The organism is Thermogemmatispora carboxidivorans (assembly GCF_000702505.1).
In the GTDB taxonomy this organism is placed as follows: Bacteria; Chloroflexota; Ktedonobacteria; order Ktedonobacterales; family Ktedonobacteraceae; genus Thermogemmatispora; species Thermogemmatispora carboxidivorans.
In genome coordinates this window covers 4,423,928-4,447,849 of record NZ_JNIM01000001.1, presented here as the reverse complement: position 1 = coordinate 4,447,849, position 23,922 = coordinate 4,423,928, and the positions used below count along the sequence as shown (strand labels likewise).

20 protein-coding genes are annotated in these 23,922 nt (G+C 63.8%); 14 read left to right on the top strand and 6 right to left on the bottom strand.

The annotated features are described in order from the left end of the window. The first annotated feature begins 424 nt into the window (after positions 1-424). The 7 genes from leuC to N688_RS17450 all read left to right on the top strand — a co-directional run bounded on the left by leuC (position 425) and on the right by N688_RS17450 (position 8,519). Complete coding sequence (gene leuC, locus N688_RS17480; protein ID WP_052890486.1) at positions 425-1,834, top strand: 3-isopropylmalate dehydratase large subunit; 1,410 nt, start codon at positions 425-427, stop codon at positions 1,832-1,834. A 90-nt stretch (positions 1,835-1,924) separates the two neighbouring features. Further along, the gene (gene leuD, locus N688_RS17475) at positions 1,925-2,545 is read left to right on the top strand and encodes a 3-isopropylmalate dehydratase small subunit (RefSeq protein WP_052890485.1); all 621 of its coding nucleotides are present in this window, start codon (positions 1,925-1,927) and stop codon (positions 2,543-2,545) included. Between the two features lie 247 nt (positions 2,546-2,792). Beyond that, positions 2,793-3,890, top strand: a complete 1,098-nt coding sequence (gene pdhA / locus N688_RS17470; RefSeq protein WP_052890484.1) for a pyruvate dehydrogenase (acetyl-transferring) E1 component subunit alpha — start codon at positions 2,793-2,795, stop codon at positions 3,888-3,890. Between the two features lie 22 nt (positions 3,891-3,912). Further along, on the top strand, positions 3,913-4,899 hold the full coding sequence (locus N688_RS17465; RefSeq protein ID WP_238321092.1) for an alpha-ketoacid dehydrogenase subunit beta: 987 nt from the start codon (positions 3,913-3,915) through the stop codon (positions 4,897-4,899). Between the two features lie 252 nt (positions 4,900-5,151). After that, a complete protein-coding gene (locus N688_RS17460) occupies positions 5,152-6,465 on the top strand; it encodes a dihydrolipoamide acetyltransferase family protein (RefSeq protein ID WP_052890483.1) in 1,314 nt (437 codons plus the stop codon). Positions 6,466-6,594: 129 nt separating this feature from the next. Next, positions 6,595-6,936 (top strand): hypothetical protein, encoded by a 342-nt coding sequence (locus N688_RS17455; protein WP_052890482.1) that lies wholly within the window; start codon positions 6,595-6,597, stop codon positions 6,934-6,936. A gap of 206 nt (positions 6,937-7,142) precedes the next feature. Continuing rightward, positions 7,143-8,519, top strand: a complete 1,377-nt coding sequence (locus tag N688_RS17450; protein WP_052890481.1) for a dihydrolipoyl dehydrogenase family protein — start codon at positions 7,143-7,145, stop codon at positions 8,517-8,519. Between the two features lie 120 nt (positions 8,520-8,639). Here N688_RS17450 and N688_RS17445 read toward each other — a convergent pair whose 3' ends face one another. Further along, the gene (locus N688_RS17445) at positions 8,640-9,176 is read right to left on the bottom strand and encodes a hypothetical protein (protein ID WP_052890480.1); all 537 of its coding nucleotides are present in this window, start codon (positions 9,174-9,176) and stop codon (positions 8,640-8,642) included. 540 nt (positions 9,177-9,716) lie between these two features. On the opposite strand from N688_RS17445, the gene N688_RS17440 reads away from it, so the two are divergent. Next, a complete protein-coding gene (locus N688_RS17440) occupies positions 9,717-10,430 on the top strand; it encodes a hypothetical protein (protein WP_052890479.1) in 714 nt (237 codons plus the stop codon). Between the two features lie 297 nt (positions 10,431-10,727). On the opposite strand, the gene N688_RS17435 is transcribed toward N688_RS17440, so the two are convergent. From N688_RS17435 to N688_RS17425, 3 genes are all read right to left on the bottom strand, one after another. After that, positions 10,728-10,961: a hypothetical protein gene (locus N688_RS17435; protein WP_052890478.1), complete on the bottom strand. Its 234-nt coding sequence runs from the start codon at positions 10,959-10,961 to the stop codon at positions 10,728-10,730. Positions 10,962-11,137: 176 nt separating this feature from the next. Next, positions 11,138-11,866 carry a hypothetical protein gene (locus N688_RS17430; RefSeq protein WP_052890477.1) on the bottom strand — a complete coding sequence of 243 codons (729 nt, stop codon included), beginning with the start codon at positions 11,864-11,866 and terminating at the stop codon, positions 11,138-11,140. Positions 11,867-11,992: 126 nt separating this feature from the next. Then, positions 11,993-12,406, bottom strand: coding sequence for a hypothetical protein (locus N688_RS17425; RefSeq protein ID WP_052890476.1), 414 nt, complete (start codon positions 12,404-12,406; stop codon positions 11,993-11,995). Between the two features lie 276 nt (positions 12,407-12,682). Here N688_RS17425 and N688_RS17420 point away from each other — a divergent pair, with 276 nt between their 5' ends. The 3 genes from N688_RS17420 (at position 12,683) to N688_RS17410 (ending at position 14,951) form a co-directional block, all read left to right on the top strand. Continuing rightward, positions 12,683-12,919 (top strand): helix-turn-helix domain-containing protein, encoded by a 237-nt coding sequence (locus N688_RS17420; RefSeq protein WP_052890475.1) that lies wholly within the window; start codon positions 12,683-12,685, stop codon positions 12,917-12,919. A gap of 374 nt (positions 12,920-13,293) precedes the next feature. Beyond that, entirely contained in the window at positions 13,294-13,518 is a 225-nt protein-coding gene (locus N688_RS17415) for a helix-turn-helix domain-containing protein (protein ID WP_052890474.1), read from the top strand. Positions 13,519-14,108: 590 nt separating this feature from the next. Beyond that, positions 14,109-14,951 carry a hypothetical protein gene (locus tag N688_RS17410; RefSeq protein ID WP_052890473.1) on the top strand — a complete coding sequence of 281 codons (843 nt, stop codon included), beginning with the start codon at positions 14,109-14,111 and terminating at the stop codon, positions 14,949-14,951. 706 nt (positions 14,952-15,657) lie between these two features. Here the strand turns inward: N688_RS17410 and ilvD are convergent. Continuing rightward, the gene (gene ilvD, locus N688_RS17400; protein WP_052890471.1) at positions 15,658-17,358 is read right to left on the bottom strand and encodes a dihydroxy-acid dehydratase; all 1,701 of its coding nucleotides are present in this window, start codon (positions 17,356-17,358) and stop codon (positions 15,658-15,660) included. A gap of 119 nt (positions 17,359-17,477) precedes the next feature. Then, positions 17,478-18,746, bottom strand: a complete 1,269-nt coding sequence (locus N688_RS17395; protein ID WP_052890470.1) for a mannosyltransferase family protein — start codon at positions 18,744-18,746, stop codon at positions 17,478-17,480. A gap of 343 nt (positions 18,747-19,089) precedes the next feature. Here N688_RS17395 and N688_RS17390 point away from each other — a divergent pair, with 343 nt between their 5' ends. The 3 genes from N688_RS17390 to N688_RS17380 all read left to right on the top strand — a co-directional run bounded on the left by N688_RS17390 (position 19,090) and on the right by N688_RS17380 (position 23,882). After that, the gene (locus N688_RS17390; RefSeq protein WP_052890469.1) at positions 19,090-19,758 is read left to right on the top strand and encodes a Pvc16 family protein; all 669 of its coding nucleotides are present in this window, start codon (positions 19,090-19,092) and stop codon (positions 19,756-19,758) included. A 189-nt stretch (positions 19,759-19,947) separates the two neighbouring features. Continuing rightward, positions 19,948-21,885: an ATP-binding protein gene (locus N688_RS17385; RefSeq protein ID WP_202901958.1), complete on the top strand. Its 1,938-nt coding sequence runs from the start codon at positions 19,948-19,950 to the stop codon at positions 21,883-21,885. After that, positions 21,882-23,882, top strand: a complete 2,001-nt coding sequence (locus N688_RS17380; protein ID WP_052890467.1) for an eCIS core domain-containing protein — start codon at positions 21,882-21,884, stop codon at positions 23,880-23,882. The genes N688_RS17385 and N688_RS17380 overlap by 4 nt, the downstream gene beginning before the upstream one ends. Positions 23,883-23,922 lie beyond the last annotated feature (40 nt).

Below are 23,922 nucleotides of genomic sequence, written 5' to 3'. Positions count from 1 at the left end.
CAAGCATGCCACTGCTGTCTGAAATTTGGGCGCAGGGTTGCTAAAAATTCGCTGAATCTGGCGGCTCTGCAGCGGGACTTTACAGAATCGTTACAATTTTTTGGTCTATGCTTGATCAAGAGGGGATCGTCTGAGCGCCTGGCAGAGCTGCTACTGCCTGGGGGCGCTCTGGACGGGAGAGGAGCCGCGTGCTATTGTGGATAACTCACCATCTGAGGTAAAATAGAGGAACAGATAGAGGGCGGAAACACCATTGCCTGCTGCTTTCCCAACGTTTTTCTTGTATCCTGCTTTTTCCTGCATAGCAAGCAAATGCTATGCGTTCAGGCAGGCCCGCCACGCAGGCAAGCCGGCATTGGGGCTGGCTTGTTGCGCGAGCAGAGCGGCCCGCAGCCAGACTCAGACAGGAACTGGAGAGAGAAGTATGCCAAAGTCCATGTTTGAGAAGATCTGGGAAGCGCATGTTGTGCGAGACGTTCCCGGAGAGTCGACTATTCTCTATATCGACCGTCACCTGGTGCATGAGGCGACTTCGCCGCAGGCCTTTGCTGGCCTTAGAGCGGCGGGACGCAAGGTCAGGCGTCCTGATGCCACGATTGCGGTGCTTGACCACAACGTGCCGACCCTCCAGGTGCGCGGCAGGCGGGTGCTGGAGCTTGTGGATCAGGCGAGCGCGCTCTGCATCACGACGATGGAGCAGCACGCCCGCGAGTTCGGCGTTACCCTCTTCGATATGAACGACGAGCGTCAGGGGATCGTGCACATTATCGGCCCCGAGCAGGGCCTGACGCTTCCTGGCATGACCATCGTCTGTGGCGATTCGCATACCTCGACGCATGGGGCAGTAGGCGCGCTGGCCTTTGGCATCGGCACCAGCGAGATCGAGCATGTGCTGGCGACGCAGTGCCTGTTGCAGAAGAAGCCGCGCTCAATGAATATCCGCATCGAGGGGAGCCTTGGCCCGGGCGTTACGGCCAAGGATATCGCGCTCTATATGATTGGGCGCCTGGGGACGGGCGTGGGCACGGGCCATGTGGTCGAGTTCAGCGGCTCGGCGGTGCGCAGCCTCTCGATGGAGGGCCGCATGACGCTCTGTAACATGGCCATCGAGGCGGGCGCCCGCGCTGGCATGGTGGCCCCCGATGAGACGACCTTTACCTATCTGAAAGGCCGCCCCTTCGCTCCCAAAGGGACCCTCTTCGAGAAGGCGGTCGAGGCCTGGAAGCAGTTGCCGAGCGATCCCGGCGCCCACTTCGATACGGTGCACGAGGTCTCGATCGATGGTCTGGCCCCGCAGGTGACCTGGGGGACCAATCCGGGGATGGTGGTCGATGTGACCGGTCGCGTGCCCGATCCCGCCGACGAGTCTGATCCGCAGAAGCGCCGTGCCTATGAGCGCGCGCTGGAGTATATGGGCCTGGAGCCAGGTCAGAAGATTACCGATATCCGCGTCGATACGGTCTTTATTGGCTCCTGCACAAACTCGCGCCTGGAAGACCTGCGCCTGGCGGCGCAGATGGTCAAGGGCCGCCATGTGGCGCCGGGGGTGCGGGCTCTGGTGGTGCCCGGTTCGATGCAGGTGCGGCGCATGGCTGAGGAGGAGGGCTTGGCCGATATTTTCCGCGAGGCCGGTTTCGAGTGGCGCGCCTCCGGCTGTAGTATGTGCATCGCCATGAATGGCGACCGCTTGAGCGAAGGCGAGCGCTGTGCCTCCACCAGCAACCGCAATTTCGAGGGCCGGCAGGGCAAGGGCGGACGCACCCATCTGGTAAGCCCCCCAATGGCCGCCGCCGCTGCCATCGCGGGCCACTTTGTCGATATCCGCGATTTCTAGGATGGAACAGCGCTGGACCTGGCCAGCAGTGCGGACAGAAAGAGCGCGTGCAAAGAGAGAGCGCCTTGTAGAAGGAGGCAGAGCGAGAGAATGGAACCCTTTACCCGCCTGAAGGGGCTGGTCGCCCCGCTGAATCGAACGAACGTTAATACGGATGAGATTACGCCGGCGCGCTTCTTGAAGACGATTAGCCGCACCGGCTTCGCCCAGGCCCTGTTTGCTAACTGGCGCTACCTGGGCGACGATCAGACGCCCAACCCCGATTTCGTCCTCAATCAACCCCGCTATCAGGGGGCGACGATCCTCCTGGCCGGCGATAATTTCGGCTGCGGCTCTTCGCGCGAACATGCCCCCTGGGCGATCCGCGAGTACGGCTTCCGCTGCGTGATCGCTCCCAGCTTCGCCGATATCTTCTACAATAACTGCTTCAACAATGGCATTCTGCCGGTAACGCTCCCCGAGCCAACGGTGCTGGAGCTGTTCAAGGAGGTCGAGGCGACCGAGGGCTATACTCTGGAGGTCGATCTGGCGGCCCAGACGGTGACCACACCTGACGGGCGCGTCTTCCAGTTCCCGATCGATGCTTTCCGCAAGCAGGCCATGCTGCAGGGCCTCGATAATATCGGCTGGACGCTCTCGCATCTCGATGAGATCCGCGCCTTTGAGGAGCGTCGGCAGCAAGAAGCTCCCTGGGTCTTCAGTCTGAAGTGACAAGGGTGTCACTCTTCCGTTGTGGTCTCGGCTGCGCCGCCCTCCCTCTCGCCTTCCGCTGCCAGGCTGTCTGTTGTCGTTCGATTGACCAGGCCAGACCAGGCAGGAGGGGGTGACAGAGCAGCGCGGCGCGGCTGCGAGCAAGGACGTCTGCAGACCGGTCACTCCGCTGCGGATGTGTGGCCGATGAGCGTCAGGCTGCGGCCCGCCTCCGCGCGGAGCGAATACACAAGAAAAGGAGCGCAAAGTGGCGATTCACCAGATTGATCCCGGTCTGGTCCCTTTTCAGATTCTTGATCCCGAGGGCAACCTGGTGGGAGAGATGCCTGCTCTCTCGCCGGAGCGCCTGCTCTATTTCTACCGGATGATGCGCCTGGCGCGGGCTTTCTCGGACCGCATTATTGCTATGCAGCGTCAGGGACGGGCCACGACCTTCGGCTCCCTCACCGGTCAGGAAGCGGCCACTGTGGGACTGGCCGCGCCGTTGCAGCCCCAAGATTGGCTGGCGACCTCGTATCGTGAGATTGCTTCATTGATCGTCAAGGGTGTGCCTCTCAGTACCCTCGTCTATTCCTTCCGGGGCTATACTCCTCCCAATTGGCCCGCTGAGACGCGCTGTCTCCCCTATCAGATTGTGATTGGGACACAGATTCCGCATGCGGTGGGCCTGGCGATGGCGGCCAAGATTGTCGGTGATCCGGTGGTAGCGGTCGGTGTCTGCGGCGATGGGGCGACCTCCGAGGGCGACTTTAACGAGGCCCTCAATTTCGCCGGGGTCTTCCGTGCTCCGGCGGTGATCATCGTGCAAAACAATGGCTGGGCCATCAGTGTGCCGCGCCATCGTCAGTCGGCGGCGCCGACGCTGGCGGCCCGTGGCATCGGCTTCGGGGTGCCTGCGGCCCTGGTCGATGGCAACGATATTTTGGCGGTCTACGAGACGGTGCGCCAGGCGGTGGAACGGGCACGCGCTGGCGATGGGCCGACCCTGATCGAGCTGCTGACCTACCGTCTCGGCTCGCATACAACTGCCGACGATGCCAGCCGCTACCGCGACCCTGTCGAGGTCGAGGCCTGGCGCGCCAGGGACCCCATTGCCCGCCTGCAGAAGTTTTTGCGGCGCCGTGATCTGCTCAGCGAGGAGCAGGATGAGGAGATCGGGGCTGCCGTACAGGCGGAGATCGATGCGGCGGTGCGCGAGGCTGAGGCTATGCCGCCGATGGCTCCCGATAGCTTCTTTGCCTATGTCAGCGCGACCCTGCCGCCACGTCTGCAGGAGCAGCGCGCCGAGCTGCTGCGCTTTGTTTCGCCGTCTCCATCCCAGCCGCAGCCGGGCGAGCGGCGATGAGGAAGGAAGGGAGGTGAGCGCGATGGCATTGCGTTCTATGACGATGATTGAGGCGCTCAATGATGCTCTGGCTTTGGAGCTGGAGCGCGATGAGCGGGTGGTTTTGCTCGGCCAGGATATCGGCCTCAATGGCGGGGTTTTCCGCGTGACCGATCAGTTGCAGCGCCGCTTTGGCGAGCGGCGCGTTTTCGATACGCCGCTGGCAGAGTCGGCCATTATCGGGACCTCGGTCGGGATGGCGGTCTATGGGCTGCGCCCGATTGCGGAGATCCAGTTTGCCGGCTTTCTCTTCCTCTGTATGAGCCAGTTGGTGACGCAGGCGGCGCGCATGCGTTTCCGCAGCGGTGGGGCCTTTAGCTGTCCGCTGGTGGTGCGCTCGCCCTACGGCGGAGGAGTGCGCACGCCCGAGCTGCACTCGGATAGTCTGGAGGGGGTCTTCTTGCAGACGCCGGGCCTCAAGGTGGTCATTCCTTCCAATCCCTACGATGCCAAGGGCCTGCTGGCGGCGGCGGTGGCCGATCCCGATCCGGTGCTCTTCTTAGAGAATATCAAGCTCTATCGTTCGTTCCGTCAGGAGACGCCGGAGGAGTACTATACGGTGCCGCTGGGGAAGGCCAAGACGGTGCAGGCGGGCGAGGATGTCAGTGTCTTCTCCTATGGGGCGATGGTGCCAGTGGCGCTGGAGGCGGCCCAGCAGGCCCAGCAGGAGCTGGGAATCAGTGTGGAGGTGATCGATCTGCGCACGGTCTGGCCGCTGGATGAGGAGGCTATTGTCTCTTCGGTGGAGAAGACGGGGCGCGCCGTGGTGGTCCATGAGGCGCCGCGCGCCGGTGGCATTGGGGCCGAGGTGACGGCGCTGATCAATGAGCACTGTCTCTATTCGCTGCTGAAGCCGGTGGCACGGGTGACGGGCTACGATACGCCCTATCCGGTGCCCGGTGTGGAGGACTACTATCTGCCAACGCCGGCGAAGGTGCTGGCAGCCCTGCGCCAGGTGATGGAACCCTGAATGAACCCCTGAACGGCGCTGGCCCACCCGGCGCTCTCTCCGGCAATCAGAGCGGGGTTGACGCCAGAGAACGGGTGCAGGGGGCTGGCAAGATAAGATGTTGGTAAAAGATCGCCTGCGAGATCAAAGAGGAAGATGCGGGCCAAATGGCGACGAGGGGGCGGGTAACAAACAATGAGGTCCGCTCGGCGAGGGCGGGGGCTTTGGCCTCCGCGTTCGGGCCTGGCTCGCGTTGGAAGAGGTTTGCTTGCTATGGTCGAGTTCAGATTGCCCGATCTGGGCGAGGGTATGGAGGAGGCGGAGATTCGCCGCTGGCTGGTGCGCGTTGGTGAGCGCGTGACAGCCTACCAGGCGATTGCGGAGGTGGAGACCGATAAGGCGGTGACAGAGATTACGTCGCCGGTGACGGGCCGGGTGGCGGAGATTCGCGTCGGCGAGGGGACGCGCGCGCGCAAGGGCGAGGTGCTGGTCGTCTTTGAGGAAGAGGCCGCCACGGCTGCAACGACTGCAACAACGGCAAGGAGTGCAACAACTGAGGCGACGGTGGCCGCGGGTGGAGCGACAGCTCAGGCTGGGGGGGGCGTCGCTACGGCGGTGACCCCAGCGACGAGAGCAGCGAGCGGGGGGCGGCGCCGCGTGCTGGCGGCTCCCGCGGTGCGCAAGCTGGCCTTTGAGCTGGGGGTCGATCTGGAGCAGGTCCCGCCGTCGACACCGGAGGGGCGCGTGACGCTGGCCGATGTGCGGGCCTTCGCCGAGCGCCAGCGAACGGCAGTCACCGAGAGCAGGTCAGAACCAGCCCCGCCAGTTGCGGTCGCTGCCACGGCCAATGGAGCGCAGCCCCAGCCCGGGGCGGTGCCGGAGGCGGAGGAGGAGCGTCAGGCGCTGACGGGACTGCGTCGCCGGATAGCCGAGCGGATGGAACGTTCCTGGCGCAGTATTCCCCATGCCACGGCCTTCGACGAGGCCGATGGCGGCGCCCTGGTGGCCCTACGCGAGGCTCTCTTACCCGTGGCCGAGCGGCGCGGGCTGCGCCTCACCTATCTGCCTCTCCTGGTCAAGCTACTGATCCCCGTGCTCAAGGAATTCCCCATCTTCAACGCCAGTCTCGACGAGGAGCGGCGCGAGATTGTCTACAAGCGCGTCTACCACATTGGCATTGCTACCGCTTCGCCCGAAGGGCTGCTGGTGCCTGTCTTGCGCCATGCCGATCGGCTGAGCCTGGCCCAGGTTGCCAGCGAGCTGGAGCGCCTCGTCGAGGGCGGGCGCCGGCGCACGCTGGGCCTGCACGAGTTGACGGGCAGTACCTTTACGCTCAATAATGTGGGCAGCTTCGGCGGTAGCTCTGGTACCCCCATCATTAATTATCCCGAGGCGGCCATTCTGGCCGTGGGCCGGCTCCAGGAGAAAGCCGTCGTGCGCAATGGTTCGCTGGTGGCCCGCCCGGTCCTGCCGTTGGCGCTTTCTTTCGACCATCGGCTCATTGATGGAGCGCAGGCAGGGGCCTTTCTGGCGCGCTTCAAGGAGCTGGTCGAGAACCCGCAGCAATTGCTGCTTGATGCAGTGTGATCTGATCTGGTCTGATCTCAACAACTGATGTATGGTCCAGTCAGGGGGGACGGTTCGCACAGCGCAGACGGGGAAAGGCGCTGCGTGGCCCGGCCCTCCTGTGGCAAGCGTGTCGGAAGGAGGCCGACCGTGGCAACTGCCGAAGAGATCATCAAGGCTGTCGCCGTTTTGGTCAAACAAGAGGGCAAGGAGATTTTTAGCCGCGAGGATATTCGTCGCCAGCTCGGGATTGATCGCCCGACCTGGGAGCGCAGCTATACCGGGATCTTTCAGATGATGCGCTCCGATGGCGTCTCGAAGATTAAGTATGGGACGGCACGCCCGCGCCGCGTGGAGAATGCCAGCCATCCTTTGAAGGTGGGTCCACGCTTCAAGGATGTCTTCCGCCGTGTCGAGCATGGCCGGCATACCTTAACGGAGTATGGTTGGCGCCTGGTCGATGAGGTGCTGGCTGAAGAGCGCTCCGGTTGAGCCGGGCTGGTCTGGTGGGTGGGGGGGAGGCAGTGGCGGCGCTGACCGGCGAACGAGTGTGCGCTGTCTGGGGGAAACGGGCCGAGACAGGGAGGTCCGGCCCGTTGTTGCTTGCTCCAGACCAGGCGCAGCTAGAGGTCAGGAGCGGAGCGGCGAGAGCACGGCGAGAGGTGCGACTGCTGTCTGAGAGAGGGGGTACAAACGTTATGGTTGTGGGCGATGTGCCCACCGCGGTCGATGTGTTGGTCCTCGGTGGGGGGCCGGCGGGCTATGTGGCCGCTATTCGGGCCGCGCAGTTGGGGCGTCAGGTGACGCTGGTTGATCCGGTACCGCCTGGGGGGACGTGCTTGCATCGGGGCTGCATCCCTCTGAAGGCGCTGCTGACCGCCAGCGAGCGCTATGCCGGGCTGCGGCGCGAGGCGCTGGAGCCGCTGGGCATAGCGCTAACGGGGGTTACTTTCGATTGGAGCCGCCTGCAAGCCTGGAAGTCCAGTATTGTGGCGCGCCTGGCCGAGGGCGTGCGGCGCTTGCTGGCCGGCAATCGTGTGCAGTATGTGGCGGGCCGGGCCTGGTTTCTCGGTCCCGAGGAGGTGCGCGTCGAGAGCGAGCAGGGCGAGCGCTTCAAGTTCGAGCACTGCCTGATCGCTGTCGGGGCGGAGACCGTGCCGCCGCCGGGCCTGGACTACGATGGGCGGACGCTGCTGACGCCGGAGCAGGCCCTGAGTCTGCAGGAGCTGCCAGAGAGACTGACGGTGGCCGGGGCCGATTATCTGGCGCTGGAGCTGGCGACGCTCTTTGCTCGCCTGGGGGTGCGCGTGCGGCTCTGTCTGCCAGGTGAGGAGCTGCTGCCGGGCGTGGAGGCCGCGGCCCTGCGCCTGGTGCAGGCCGGGCTGCGTCAGCTTGGGGTCCAGGTGAGCAGCAATCTGCCGCCGGAACAGGTGGAAGAGCGCCCGCTGGTGGTCTGCGGCGAGCTGCGCCCGCGCACGGCGGGGCTGCAGTTAGCGACGGCGGGCGTGCAGACCGATGAGCGCGGCGCCGTTCTGGTCTCGCCCTCGATGCAGAGTAGTGCTGCGCGCATCTATGCCGCCGGAGATTGCGCGGCCACTGGAGCGCCAGCACTGGCAAGCGTGGCCATCAAACAGGGCAAGGTGGCGGCTGAGGCGCTCTGCGGGCGCCGGGTGCAGTTTGCGCCGCTGGCGCTGCCGCGCGTGGTGCTGTCCTCGCCGGAACTGGCCGCCGTCGGCTATTCGGCTCAGGAGGCCGAGCGCGCTGGCTATCGGGTGAAAACGGGACGCTTTCCGCTGGGGGCCAACGGTCGCGCGCTGATGCTGGGCGGCGAGGCGGGAACAGCCCTGGTGGTGGCGAATGCTGAGGATGAGACTATTCTTGGGGTGACCATCGTGGGGCCACGCGCTGGCGAACTGATCACGGCTGGGGTGCTGGCCATCGAGATGGGGGCAACGCTGACCGATCTGGCGGAGCTGCTCTATGCTCATCCTTCGCTGAGCGAGGGGCTGCTGGAGAGCGCCGAGGAGGCGCTGGCTCAGGCGATCCATGTGCTGAGCCGGACGGCTGGGCGCTGACTGCGGTGGGCAAGCCTGATCTGGGCAGCGCTGGAGCTGGCTGAGGTGGCCGCCGGGTCGGCCCGCTCTCAACCAGCCAGCTTGTCTGCCTGCCTGCCCGCCCCGTATGGCTGCCGGGCGCTAGCGCGGCGCGGCGGTGTTGGCGTGCGCTGAGCCAAGGTTGCCGCCGATGATGCCTCCGAGCAGGGCGAGCAGGAACGAGAGTAGATTGATGAAGATGAGGACGATGTAGAACTCCAGCAGTTGACTGCTGGGCATGGAGGCGGCGCCTTCCCCCTGCTCGATGAGCGGGGATCGCGTCGCCGGTAGCATGGAGACGATGGTGATGACCAGCCAGACGCCGCTACCAATGGTGGTCAGCAGGGCGGCGATACAGCCGGTCGTTCCCCCGACGGTGTAACCATCGTCGCGCACCCCGGTGCAGCGCGCGATGAGGCTGGCCAGCAGTAAGGCCAGGCTGCCGGGCAGCCCAAGCCAGAGGCCCAATAACATGAGCAGCCGCAGCTCCGGTGCCCACGCCAGCCTGAGCTGGTCGAAGAAAAGGGCGAAAAGTAGCAGGAACTGGCCCGCTGCGGTGATAGCCCCTCCCACCAGGCCAATAGTCAATGGCAGGCGTTCACTCAGCGTCGGCTCACAGTGCAGCGATGTGTGTTGCATACATACTGCCCCCCGCCTGGGTTTGGCTCAATCAGGTTTGTCTGTCTGTCTGTCTGCCTGTCTCTCCTGTGATATGGTACGCTTTGCGAGGAGAAGAGTTCTCGACCAGGATTCCTGAATGTGCTGCTATTGTGACCTTGATCCGAGCCGTTCTTGTCTCTAAGGCGCGCCGCAGAAGTTATACCCCACTTCTATTTATGTATCCTTTTATGGAAATTTGCAAGACCTTAGACTAAAAGGGGGTGAAGAAGAAAGTATACCGCTTGCTTCTTTGCTGGCCTTGATGTCACTTGAGTGTGACATGGTGTTTCTTTTCTTGTGTACGTGATCAATGGTATTCGCTCCTACTTCTAATTGTTCTGCTGCGTAGCGTGGCATTGCCGGGACGGGGCAGCACTCTCGCCAATAGCTGTGTCGGGCTGCCCACTGCTCCTTCTCTCGGCTCGGTTGGCTCTTCCCGGTGAGCAACGCTCATAACTTGCTCGCCTCGTCCGTGGCCTTGACTGGCGAGGTGGGCCAGGTAAGGAGGTTGCATGTATCATGTTCAATCTGGCCAATCTGGCAATGGCGTTGCTGCGCCTGATCTGGTTCCTGCTCTCAACGCGCGTCGGCAATCTGCTGGCTGCCGCGGGCTTGCTGATCGGCGGCTTTCTGTGGGGCGTGACCTCTCATCAGGTCCACTTCCAGAATGCTCCTACGATTGCCTGGTTTCAGGACTATTCTTCTGACGAGGGCTACGATTATCTGCAGATCAATCACGGCCAGCAGTTCTACGTGATCAAGGACGCCGATTTTTCGCCCTATCCCGGCGGGGTCTTTGCGGATACGCAGCCCAGGCTGCTCTCTCTGGTCTATGAGAGCGATGCGCGACAGCCGGTAGAGCTGAATCTGCAGAACGGCGAGCGACTGACGGGCAGCGGCTACCGCGTGGTGGCCTTTTCGCTGGTGACCAAAGAAGGCCAGCCGTACACCTTTACGACGGCGGACTACCGCGCTTATCCCCGGGGCTTCTACGATGATCATTGGCCGGTGGCGACCTGGCTCTTGCTGATCGGCTTTGCCTTTCTGGCTTGGGGGTTGCTGGGGCCACTGGTGCTGGATCTGCTGCTGCTGCGCCGGGGTCGTGTGCCGGGCGAAGGGCAGGTCTCAACAGAACAGGCCCATCGCTTGCTTGGCCGCCAGTTAAGCGATCCGTGGCCGTCGCAGATACGCAAGAGAGCGCGCGACTTCGATCCGCGCGATCTGGCGAAGTAGCGCGCGCGGGTGCGCAACTCGGGCCGCCTGGCTCTGACGGCTGCGACCTGCTCTGCAAGAGAGAGGCCAGCGGAGGAGGGTGGGCGCGCTCGACGCCCGCCGTGGATCGGGCGCCGGCTCCTCCTACCGCTGGCGACTGCAGCTAGCTATGCGCTGGTAGAAGAAGGGTGTTGACTGGAAGTGGAAGGAATCTGCTGGCTTGAACGCTTAGTCGAAGTGGGACATGGCGGGCGCTCCTCCTTTCCAGGGACCAGGTCCGGGCTGGGTGGAGGAGACGCCACCGCATGCGCTGACCGCTCATCCGCTCCTCCGATCTGGAGTGGGGATCTCTTTCCAGATTTGACGCCCGGGATCGTAGATGCTGCGCAGGGCGTGGAGCGGGATGTCGACCTCGTAGCCCGGCTCTTCCAGGGTGATGCGCAAACGAGCGGTCTGTTCGTCGACGGCCAGCACGCGGCCCGACCAGATGCCCGGGCGCAGACCGGGCAGGTAGTAGCGGACGCGCTGACCGACCAGCGGGTGCGACGGCATGCCGGGTAGCCTCCTCTCTCTCGTGGTTCGGCGCTCAAGGGACGACGCTGGCGCTCTTATAGGGCGATGACGGCCTGACGGACGTAGCCGGCCTGACAGGCCCGCCGACGAAAACGGCATGCCGGGTAGCCTCCTCTCTCTCGTGGTTCGGCGCTCAAGGGACGACGCTGGCGCTCTTATAGGGCGATGACGGCCTGACGGACGTAGCCGGCCTGACAGGCCCGCCGACGAAAGCTGCGCTGCTCCTCCGGCGAACCGTAGAGCTTGATCTTGATGGCCTCCCACTCCCATTCAAGAGCGCGGTAGGCGCGGAAGGTCTGGTTTTCGATCGGGAGAAATTCCTGAGCGAGTCGGTCGGCCTCGCGCAGGTGCTGGCTGAGGATGAGGGTTTCGAGGCTCTTGACGATGAAGCCGCCGCGGGCCCAATGCCACGTCCCGTCGGTGAGCATCTGGCCGGGCTGCCGCCAGACGTCGAGCGAGAGGCGGACAAGGACGGGCGCGGCCTCTTCTCGTCCCTCCAGACAGGCGAGCTGGTAGCGAAGCTGCAAGATGTCGCCGTCGTGAAGGATCTGGCCGCTCAGGCGGCGAGCCTCGGCAGTGGCCTCGTTGAGGGCGCCAGGATCGCCTTTTTCGCGGGCGTACTCTCCCAGGAGAACGGCGCGGTAGGCGTGACAGACTTCTTCGTAGGGGCGCCCGCGCACCAGCGTGAGGGCGCTCTGGACAAGGCTAAGGGCTTCAAGATAACGGCCCGCCCGCTCAGGGATGACGGCGCTGCGCATCAGCAGGCGCGCCGAGAGGTCCGGCTCGCTGAGGGAGCGCAGGACGAGCGTGGGATCGTCTGCGCTGCTCCAGGCCGTGGCGAGGAAGGGCAGCGATTGACAGATGGTGCGCCGACTCAACAACATAGCTCTCTCCTCCCACTAACATCAGTAGGTCAAGACAATAGCTCCTCCAGTCAAGATGCTGGCCCGCTCTCTCCTCTCGCCCAAGGACGCCAGCGGCCCGGCCCGGGGACGCGGCTGGAGACAGCATCAGTGCGCAAAAACGTAGTAGGAGATCGTCCCCAATGGCCACTTCTTCGGCCCGGCCCTCCGCCAACCAGCCTGCGCCGCCGCAGCCTGACGGAGCTGCAACGGATCGTAGCAGGGGTAATAGTAGGTGGCGACGTGCCGCGGGGGCTGGCTGAGACCGTTGCTCCAGGTGGAGTGCTCCAGGCGGATGGTAAAGGGTTCGTTCAGCCCCAGGAGCAGGCCAAGCTGTTCGGGGGCCTTGTTGAGGAGACGGCGGATGGCTTCGTTAAAGTCGACCGCGATGCGGTAGTGGCGCGTGAGCACTTCCAGGCGATAGCTATCAAGCGGCGTCGGAGGAGGGATCGGCCCAGGCAGACAGGCGGGCCGCCGCGCCTGGCGGGAGCCGCGACGCCAGAAACAGAGCTTGCGAAACATATGCAGTCATCTCCTACACTCTTCAACCATAGAACCGTACTGCCAATAGAGAGGTTTCCAATCGCTGAGATGCGTCCCGAGCACCCGCTCGGGGCTGGTTCGCTGGCGTCCCTGCCCCGCTCGCGCTGCCCCCTTGGGGGCAACGGCTATACTGACTACAAAAAGTATACTCTTTTAAGAGGTAGATGTCAACCATATTCTTATAAGAATATGCTCTGATAAGCATGCTTTTGTAGGGCCTCCACAAAAGAAGGGTATATATGATACGCTCGCACCATGCCGATACGCATTAAGCTTCGTGAGCTTGCACAGCAGAAAGGGGTAAGTCAGTCGCGCTTGTCGCGTCTGGCCGACCTGAATGTCGGCATGATCCAGCGCATCTATCACGATCCATATACGAATATCACGCTGTCAACGCTGGAGAAGCTGGCGCGGGCCTTGCGTGTTGAGCTGGCCGAGCTGATCGAGCTGGACCCGCCGCTAGAAAAGGAGGCTGACGCAGACGGCTCCTGATAGCTTCCCGCGCTCGATCCGTTGCGCCTTCCTTGCTCCATTTCCTCTGTCGAGCATCACGCTTGAGCCCGGGCTACACAGCTGCAGGGCGTAGGTCGCCGCAACCTGAAATCAGGCAAAAGATGGGCCAGTGATAGCGTGGTGCTCTACTTTTTTCGTCTCAGATAGCCGAGGTGCGTGAGGCGGAGCGTACGGAACCTTATCACCTCCTATAGATGGATGGCAGAACTTGGTTGCCTGCAATCCTTGTCCGAAATATATTTCCGTATGAAGTATAAGATAGATATATCCTAAAGTAAATACCGTAAACATGTTGTCTAGCAAATGTTCCGAAAAAGCGTTATAGTAGGGGTACACTTAGCCAGGAGCTAGCGATGTATCGCTTGCGAGTAGCTGAGCTGCTCAAGGAGAGAGGACGGACCCAGTCATGGCTAGCGAGAGAAGCCAAGGTACCTGAACTGTTGGTTCGGAAGATGGTCAGAGAGCCGACGACCTACCATCCGACCTATGTCACGCTAGACAAGATTGCCCGTACCCTGAAAGTGCGCGTAGAGGATCTTTACGAATGGGTGCCTGACCCTGAAGATCAGGCGTCTTAACCTGAACTCCTATTCGCAGGCTGGCAAGTAATGCGCTTGTCAGGTTCACCACACGAATGGCTCCCGTTGGCCGTCCTGTCCTCTCCCCTTCGCTGTAGCCTGTATCTTAAGCTCGTTGTCTCCTTTTGCCAGAGACTTTGCGCAATCTCCACTCTGGGGGGTGTGCCGTCCTGTTCTCTACCTGGGAAAAAAGGGCTAGCCAGGCTGCTCCCGCTCGCCCGTGGTAGAGAAGGAAGAATGAGTTAGTGCTGGCGGCAGGCGTGGGCTGATTCCTGCGGAGGCCGACGAGACCAGGCCGTATGCTTCGCAAGGACCCCGCTCGTAGAGCGCGGCGTCGACGTCTGCCAGCTCCCTGGACGGCCTGCCCGGCGCCTTGCAGGAGCAAGCTGGCCGTGATGGTCGAAAGCATCAGGCAAGACTCGCGCTGAGCTGATTGACAACCACTCCTCGCCGTGGTAGCCTGAAGTGGCCGATGAAATAAGGCCCACAGGCACACTTGAAGCTATCAGCCCTTGCCTGGTAGCCTCCAAAGCTACCAGCCGGTGTGAAAGCGATGATGCGCATCGCAATCAAGAAGCAAGAGGCGACAGATGGAGGCTCTTCTCTCTGCAGATACGCCGTTGGAAACGGAAAGGGTCTGGCTGGGCATGCTGCGCGCCCTGCCGCCGGCCAGGCGCGTGGCGATGGCCTGGGACTGGACCGGTTCAGCGATCAACATCGGGCGTCTGAATGCCTCAACTCAGAACCCCGACAGCGATGCCCATGAGGTCGCCCTGAGCCGTGCGCGCTTCCGTTACGGGGCTGCCATTGTCCGCCTCGCCGAGGAGCGTCGTCGCCGCCTATCGGAGGCGGAAGCGAATCGCTTCCCGTCGCTGCAAGAGGTCCTCTGGCCGCTCCTCTCCGCCCTGGAGGCGCTGCAGATCACAGCGGTCCCCCTCTCGCTGGCCATCCCCTTCTATGGCGTCCACCGGGCTCTGGGCGACATCTCGCTGGCCGTCGAGCGCCTGCCAGAGCGCCAGGCCCTGCAGCAGCGGCTGCCAGAGCGTTTCTGGCTCGATGAGACTGCTGAAGCCGAGCCGGGTCTACGCCTGATCGAGCTGCAAAGCCTGCTGCCCGTCTGGCTCTGGCCCGCCGACAGCGGAAACAACGCCGCCCTCGTGCAGCGCCTGCTTGACAGCCGCCGCGTGGTGCCTCTGCTGGAAGAGGCCCCACCGATCGCCGTGCCCTCCCCTGAAGCCCTGCTTCTCTACCTGCTTGCCTGGCAGGGTGAGCAAGAGGCGACCAGTGATGAGCGCTGGTATGATTTCCTGGGCATCCTGAAAATGCAGCAGCCATCTGGGCTGAACCTGGAGCTGCTCAGGACCCTGGCCCGTGCCCTCCAATGTCTCCCCCAGCTAGAGGAGGCCCTCGCTCGAACTGGTTTGGAGTTCTGAACAAGAAAGGAGTCAGTGGGTGTCTTCTTCTCCGCCTCCTCTTGAAGAGACCTTATTGCCTCTGGCCGAAGCCCTGGAAGCGCTCGGTATCCGCTATGTGATAGGCGGCTCTGTCGCCAGCTCGCGGCGAACCACGCCAGACAGCCGATCTGGACGTAGTCATTGAGCTACTTGACCCCCAGCAGCTCAAAGCCCTCGTCAAGAAGATCGCTCCTTTCTACTATCTTGATGAAGATGCTTTTCGGCAGGCTTTTCGCTATAGAAGAAGTTTCAGCATTCTCTCGCTCAAAACATACACCAAAGTTGACATCTTCTTCCCTCAGCATCGTGCTCTTGACCGCGATGCCTTCGCCCTGGCTCGCTATCGGCCCCTGGAGCAGGGGGGAGACCGTCTTTTCCCTATCGCCCCGCCCGAGGTCATCGTCCTGCAAAAGCTAGAGTGGTATGTCCTGGGAGGAGGTAGTTCCGCCAGGCAGTGGAAGGACATTCTCGGGATCTTGCGGGTGCAGGGGTCTCAGCTAGACCTGGCCTACCTGCGAGCGCAGGCCATCGCCCTTCAGGTGAGAGACCTGCTAGAGCAGGCCTTACAAGAGGCCGGCCTCCAGTAGCTTGGGCGGCCTTCCTGCAACAAAAAAAGAGCGAGCCGGGGGTGTTGACCCCGACTCGCCGCCTGCAATCTCTCCAGACAGGCTGAGACTGATCCCGCTCAGGAGGCCGAAGCACGCGGCTGAGGCGGGCGCGTAATGGCCCCCTCCGAAGCCGACGAGACCAGCGCCGCGTACTTGGCAAAGACCCCGCTCGTATAGCGTGGCGTCGGCGGCTGCCAGCTCGCCAGGCGAGCCTTTAGCTCCTCCTCTGGCAGCTCCACGCTCACCGTGCGCTTCTCGATATCGATCACAATCGTATCGCCATCGCGCAGCGCGGCCAGCGGGCCGCCAACCGCCGCCTCGGGAGCGATATGGCCGACCATCAGCCCGCGCGTCGCCCCACTGAAGCGGCCATCGGTCAGCAGGGCCACCGTCTCCCCCAGGCCCTCGCCCACGATCGCGCTCGTCACCCCGAGCATCTCGCGCATCCCCGGACCGCCGCGCGGCCCCTCATAGCGGATCACCACCACATCGCCCGGCTGAATCTGGCGCCCGATCACCGCCTGCATGGCATCCTCCTCGCGATTGAAGACGCGGGCTGGACCGCGATGATAGAGGCGCTCATGGCCGGCGATCTTCACCACGCAGCCCTCCGGCGCCAGATTTCCCTTCAAAATCACCAGGCCCCCATTCGGCTTAATCGGATTCTCCACCGTGCGCACCACATCCTGGCCGGGAGCCTCCTGAGCCTGGGCTGCCTCCTCGCCGATTGTGCGGCCTGTCGGCGTCAACTGATCGCCGTGCATCAAGCCCGCCTCGATCAGACGCTTCGCCAGCAGCGGCGTCCCACCGGCGCGATCCAGATCCAGCGCCACATAGCGCCCGCCCGGCTTCAGACTGGCGATCAGCGGCGTGCGGCGGCTAATCTCATCGAAATCATCGATCGTCAGCGGAATGCCGGCCTCGCGCGCCAGCGCCAGCAGATGCAGCACAGCATTGGTCGAGCCGCCCGAGGCCGCCACGCCGGCGATGGCATTCTCGAACGACTGGCGCGTCAAAATATCGCGAGGCGTCAGGCCGCGATGGAGCATCTCCACCACCAGGCGCCCGCAGCGCTCGGCCACCTGCTCCTTACGCGGATCGGTTGCCCCCACACTGGCCGTCCCCAGCGGCGAGAGGCCCAAAAATTCCAGCGCCATCGCCATCGTATTGGCCGTATACTGACCGCCGCAGGCGCCGGGGCCGGGGCAGGCCACATTCTCCAGCTCATGCAGATCCGTCTCGCTCATCCGACCGGCGGCGGTCGCCCCGATCGCCTCGAACACATCCAGGATCGTCACATCCTGGCCGCGGAACTTGCCGGGAGCGATCGAGCCGCCATAGAGCACCAGGCTGGGCACATTCAAGCGGATCAGCGCCATCGCCGTCCCGGGCAGCGTCTTATCGCAGGCGGCCAGCGCGATCACCGCATCAAACATCTGGCCCTGACTGACCAGCTCGATCGAATCGGCGATCACCTCGCGGCTAATCAGCGAGGCCTTCATGCCCTCAGTGCCCATAGAAATACCATCGCTGACCGCGATCGTATTGAACTCCATCGGTGTGCCGCCGGCGGCGCGGATGCCCGCCTTGACGTGTTCAGCCAGGCGGCGCAAATGAAAATTGCAGGGCATCGTCTCGATCCACGTATTGGCCACGCCGATCAAGGGCCGCTGCAGATCCTCATCGCGGAAACCGATGGCCTTCAGCATGGCGCGAGCCGCGGCCCGCTCGCGCCCATCGATCAAGACTCGACTGCGGTGCCGGGGATCAAAAGCCATAAGAACAGCCTCCCTTAGAGTACTGCCTGTATTATACTCCTGGTGTAGCCCCTAGCTCAACGCACGAGCGCGCAACGTTGCGCCGGCGCGCCCGGCCTGGCCTCGCTCCAGTGAGCGGGCTAGACCATCCAGTGCCCCGTCAAAAACTGCAGCAAGGCGAAACTCAAGAGGGCCGTTGCGCAGACCGGATAGCAGCCGAGCAGCGTACGCAAGCGTGGCCAGCCCTCGCCTTCCAGCAGCAGCCCCAGCACCACAAAAGCCGGTGTTGCCTCCAGCAGATAGCGCGGAAAGGCATTCAAGGCGTCCCCGTCGCGCGTTGGCCAGAGCAGCGCGAAGAGGCCAAAGAGCAGAGCGTAAAGCGCATAGCCGCGCAGCGCCGGTGGAAAGCGCCAGGGGCCAACCCAGGCCAGGGCCACCAGCACCAGCATGAAGAGCACACAAACCAGATCAAACGCCTCATGCACGGTCGTAAAAGAGACCAGAGGACCCTTCAGCAGCAGGACAGCCGTGCGGAGAACGCTCAGCCCCGGTAGATCCAGATAGCGATTCCAGAGGGCCTGCGCGTGTGAGAAGGCCAGAGGATCATCGAAGCGCAGCCGGCAATAGAGGGCAAAAAGGGCCGTGCCCAGGGGGATCAGGCCGGCGGCCAGCGCGCTCGGACCCAGACGGCGCAGGCGCCAACTGCGGCGGCGGCCATACTCATAGACGAAGAGCACGACCAGCAACAGGCCAGAGGGGCGTGTCAGCGCAGCCAGCAAGCCGCAGAGGCCGGCCAGCCACCAGCGCTGGTGGCGCAGGCAATAGAAGCAGAGCAAAGACAACAACAGAAAGAGCGACTCAGGATAAGCGGCGGCCAGAAAAAAGGCACTTGGAAAGAGCACCAGACAGAGCAACGTCCTGCGAGCCAGGGCCGCCGAAAAATCCTCTGTCAGCAAGCGATAGAGGACAGCCAGCAGCGCCAGGTCAGCCAGATTAGCGATCAGCAGGCCGGCCACAAGGGTGCTTCCGAGCGTCGCCAGCGAGCCGAGCTGCTCTAACAAAGGGAAGAGCGGAAAAAAGGCCGTTTGCCACCACTGCACATAGCCTGAGCGAGCGATGGACGCATAATGAGCAGCATCCCAATGCTGCCAGCTAAGCACCAGGCTACTGGGGGGCAGCGCCTGCGCGCTGAAGTCTGGCAGCGTGAAGAGCGGAGCCAGGTAGGTCAGTGCGATAAAAAGAGCGTGGCTCAGCAGATAGGCGGGCAACGCCTCGCGCAAGGCCGTCAGCCAGAACTGCAACCCCGTTGCGCGGCCCGGTGTCATGGCCGACAGCGCTCGCACCGGTGAGGGCGAGGGCGCAGCTACCCTGGTCGCAGAAGATTGGTCTGTGGAAAAAGACTCGCCCATACCGTTCCTCCGGGAGTGAATGAACTGCTCACGAACGAATATTGATAACAGGTAGAAACGAATCAGACTAAGCGGCATAACAGAGGGTAGGTAGAGTTGCCTCTCCAGGCTTGGGCAGCCGGTGGGCATCCTGAAGAAAGAAAGCGCAGATTTTCTCCATTTCGCTCGTAGAGTTCCAGACAGCGTCGTAACAGAGCGCAAATAGAGCGGAAAAAGAGCACCCTATGCTACTGTTAAGTAAGCCCATAATGGCAAGCTGAGCTGAGTACGAAGGCCCACGCCTGGAAGAGGGCGAAAGGCAGCAGCGCGAGAGGGCGGAGAGGGCGGAGAGGGCTGGGAGCACATGAGCCGCGACAAGCTGGCGGAGTGTCGGGAGAACATCATCATGCACAGTGCCTGGAGCATGGCGGCAGTCACCTTCATTCTCAAGGGCCTCCTGGAGAACGCCCTGATCAGCCAGGCCGGGCAGGCGGGCCTGGGTGAAGTGCTGATCACTGCCCTGCCGCCGGACCGCGTCGCCCTGGGAGCAGAGGAGCGACCTCAGCTCAATCTCTACCTCTATCGCCTGACTCCCGACTCAAGCTGGCGGCAAAACCCAGCGGGGGAAAGAGCTGGTGCTGGCTCTGGGAGCATGCTAGTTGACAGGCAGCCCCTGGCCCTGAAGCTCCACTATCTGCTCAGCGCCTACGGTGAGCGTGACGGGCAAGCTGAGCTGCTCCTTGGTCTGGCCATCGACTGCCTGCAGCAAGCCGCCCTGCTTGCCGGCGAGCGGCTTCAGAGTCTGTTGCAGGCTTTAAGCCTGGACGGAGCAGGGACGGCGCAGGCAGGCGTCCTGACGCGCCTGGCGAGCGCGGCGCCGCTCCAAGCCTTGCGCATTCAACCTGAATTTCTCAGCATGGAAGAGCAGGCCCGCCTCTGGAGCGCCTGGCAGGCTCATGCCCGGCTGGCGATGGCCTATGAAGTCGCAGTTCTGCTGAAAGAAGGGCAGTCAGAGCGGCGCGGGCGGGCCTGAATCTGGCATCACAAGGCAACCTATATGAAGAAGGTGAGCGAAGCATCTCTAGCCAGCCAGAACCAAGCGGAAGCAGCGCGGCGCGCTCTCCTGGTCGCCCTGGCTCGTGTGCGTGACGCACTGGTACGCCATTGCGCGTGTCGCCGGGGAGAGCCAGAGCCGACATCCCTGTCGGAGGAGGGCGGCCCCATGCCTGGGCAGCATCTGGAGCAGGTGGCCTCTGCTCTGCAGGAGCCGGCCCCGCTGCAGCGACTCTGCGCCGCTTTTGGCCTCTCGCCCTTTGAGCGCGATCTGCTGCTCCTCTGTGCTGGCGTCGAGCTAGACAGCAGCTTTGCCGGTCTCTGTGCGCAAGCGATGGGGCTGCCCGCGGGCGAGCGCAGTCAGGCTGCCCTACCCACCTTCAGTCTGGCGCTGGCCGCCCTTCCAGATGCCCACTGGGAGGCCATTACGCCCACGGCCCCCCTGCGCCGCTGGCTGCTCCTCACTCTGGGCGTTGGCGCCACCCTCACCATGACTCCCCTGCGCATCGACGAGCCGATCCTGCATTATCTGGTCGGCCTGCCCTACCACGACCCGCGCCTGACCCTGCTTGTGCCCGTATCCCCGCCAGTGGGCGAGCTCCTGCCCTCGCAGCAGCGGGCCTGTGTCCGGCTGCGTGCTGCCTGGAGCGAGCGGCTGACCAGTACGCTCCCTGTCGGCCTCCAGGGCCAGCCTCGTACGGATCGCCCGCCGCTCATCGTCCTTGCTGCCGTTCAGGCTCAGGACGGGCTGCGTCTGGCGGCGCGGGCCTGTGAGGAGCTGGGCCTGCGCCTCTGCGCCTTGTCGGCAGCCGACCTGCCCACAGCAGTGAGCGAGCGAGAGCGCTGGGCCCGCCTCTGGGAGCGTCAGGCCATCCTGACGGGCAGTGCCCTGTTCCTGGACTGCAGTCAGCTCATGCCTGAAGACCGTCCCACCCAGCAGGCCATTGAGCACCTGGCCCGTTTGCTGCAGACGCCGCTGATCCTTGGCTGTCGCGAGGCCAGCGCCCTGCGGCTCTCGCTGGCGCCAGCCGCCGTAGTCAGCATCGAGCTGGAGTCGCCGCCGCTGGCCGAGCAAGAGCAGCTCTGGCGGCGTGCTCTCAGCGCCCTGCCGCTGGCTGTCGATCTCAACGGCCACGTCGAGGCGCTGGCCATGCAATTCCCCCTCAGCGGGGCCGCCATCGAACGCATCTGCGCTCAGCTCCTGCCCGAACCCGAGCGCCTGGAGTTGTCCGCCGACGAGGTGGCGCAGCATCTCTGGAACGCCTGCCGTCTGCAAGCCCGCCCCGCCCTCGACGACCTGGCCCAGCGCATCCCGCTCGCCGGCGCAAGCTGGGAGCGGCTCGTCTTGCCCGAAGAACAGCTTCGCCTCCTGCGTGACATCGTGGCCCACGTGCGCCAGCGCGCCACCGTCTACGAGCGCTGGGGCTTCGGGCGCCAGGAAGAGGGAGCGCGTGGCCTGGGCATCAGCGCCCTCTTTGCCGGCAGCAGCGGTACCGGCAAAACCCTGGCCGCCGAAGTCATTGCCCACGAGCTACAGCTCGACCTCTATCGCATCGACCTCTCCGCCGTCGTCAGCAAATACATTGGCGAAACCGAAAAGAACCTGCGGCGCATCTTCGACGCCGCCGAAGCGGGGGGCGCCGTCCTGCTCTTCGACGAAGCCGACGCCCTCTTTGGCAAGCGCAGCGAAGTCAAAGACAGCCACGACCGCTATGCCAACATCGAAGTCAGCTATCTGCTGCAGCGCATGGAGACCTATCGCGGCCTGGCCATCCTCACCACCAACCTCAAGCACGCCCTGGACCCGGCCTTTCTCCGTCGCCTGCGCTTCATTGTCCACTTTCCCTTTCCCGACCAGACCATGCGCCTGGAGATCTGGCGGCGCGTCTTTCCTGCGAGCGTGCCCCGCGAAGGGCTGGACCTGGAGAAGCTGGCTCGCCTGCACGTGGCCGGCGGCAACATCCGCAATATCGCCCTCTACGCGGCCTTCCTGGCGGCGGAAGCCGGCGAGCCGGTGCGCATGAGCCACCTCTTGCGCGCCGCCGCTGCCGAGTATTCCAAGCTAGAGAAGCCGCTGACGGAGGCGGAGATTGGAGGCTGGCGATGAGGAAACTATCCAGCAGCGATGCCGATCGTCGACCGCCACAGGTGCAGGCCGAGCCGCATCTCTGGTCGCCGGGCGCCGAGGAAGAGATCCAGACTGCTGCGGGCGCCGGCGAAAGCCTGGATGCGGCCACGCGCGCCTTTATGGAGCCACGTTTTGGCCACGACTTCAGTCGGGTGCGCATCCATGCCGATGAGCAGGCAGCCCAGACGGCCCGGACCCTCAACGCACGGGCCTACACCGTCGGTCAGGAGATCTTTTTCGGCCAGGGCGAGTATGCGCCGCGGAGCGCCGAAGGTCGCTGGCTGCTGGCCCACGAGTTGACGCACGTGGTGCAGCAGAGCCAGACGCTGCAGCAGGCCACGCCTGCCGGCGGCCCTCTCTTTGGGCAGGCTCAGGATCTGCAAGTGAGCGAGCCGACGGCGCCCGAGGAGCGCGAGGCCACGGCCATCGCCAGTCAGGTCCTCAGCGGGCAAGGAGCGCGTGTTACCGTGAGCCAGAGCGCGGCGCGGGGCCGTCTCTGGCGCTATCAGGCCGGCGAGGCCGGTCATGGCGGCATTGAGGAAGAGGCCCTGACCGCCGTCGGCTTCAGCCATCAGGAGGCGCGCAGCGTCTATTTCGGCAACTGGCTGCGCGACCTCTCGCAGCTCCCTCCCAAGGCTCTGCCGCTGATCAACATCCTGGCCCTCGGCGAGTTTGACCGCGAGGTACGACAGGAGGACCTGGGGACCTATGTGCCTTCTGAGCACCTGGATAATCCCGAGGGCGGCGGCACTCTCGAAGATCCCCGCCTGACGCCCGCCGAGCGCGCCGAGGCCGAAAAGAAGCTCTCGCCCGAACAGAAAGCAGCCTACGACGCAGAGCAGGCCCACCTGGCTGATATCAAACATGCCGCCGCCGCCAGCGGCCTGCCGGAATACATCGAGCGCGGGAAGTTTCATGCGAAGCGAAAGCTGGAGGAGGCGATTGTGGCCGGGCGCACGCCCGAGGGGATGGCGGCCATGGGGAACGCGCTGCATGCCATCGAAGACTACTACTCCCATTCCAACTTTGTCGAGGTGGCCCTCTGGATTCTGAAGAACGATGGGACGATCACGGCGACGCAGTACAACGCGCTGGTCAAATCACAGCTGGGCAACGATGTGGCCCTCATCGGTGGCCACGATCCCCTCAATCCGGCCCTGCCGGGCATCATTACCGGCACCTATGCCCCCGGCGCCAACGATTGGGTCAGCCGTCTGGAGCTGATCTGTACGGAAATCGAAAACGGCGAACTGATGCGCTCCTTCATCAAAGGCTGTCTCCGTTGGATGGGCCGCCACGGAGCGAGTGGGACTCCCATGGCCGGTCTGATTGGTGGAGGACTCGGCGCCATTGGTGGTGCGCTCACTGGGGCGGCGGCAGGCTGGCGCAGGCACTCCGGGCTGAGCGCCGTCTGGCATGGCATCACTGGCTTTTTCGGCGGCGCGGTCTCTGGCGCCGAGTCTGGCACGATTGCCGCATTAGAGGCTGCCTCTGGAGCGGCGTCCGATCCGGCTACCGGCCTCGGCTCGCTGGAGAGCCTGGTGCGCCTGGTCGATCTGCTCGGCGTGGCGCTCTTCCTCCAGTTCTTCCCAGTGGTTGCCACTTTCAGAACAACTGCCCTGGCCGATGCTCGCGGCGCTATCCTGGAGCAGCAGGCGAAGAACCAAATCGCTCAGGCGGCGGCTGAGGCCCACGCCAAAGGCCTGGGACCGACGCACTCCGAGATCGCCAAGGATTCGCCCGAACACCTGCTTTTTGGCGTCTCACGCACCCTGGCGGTGGAGGCGGACAAGGAGATCGGTACGGCCATGCAGACGGCCTGGACCGCTATGAGTGCCGCTGGTGGAACAGCGCCGGCCCCTGCCACCATCACCGATCCCGTGACCGGGCTGGTTGATAAATTTGTTAGCCATCCCGCGCGCGATCCCTGGTGGCGTGCCACGCTGATCGCCGCTCTCAAAAGTCTGAAGATCTAGGCTGCCTGATACGACTTAGCTGAGCAGAAAGGAAAGGAGC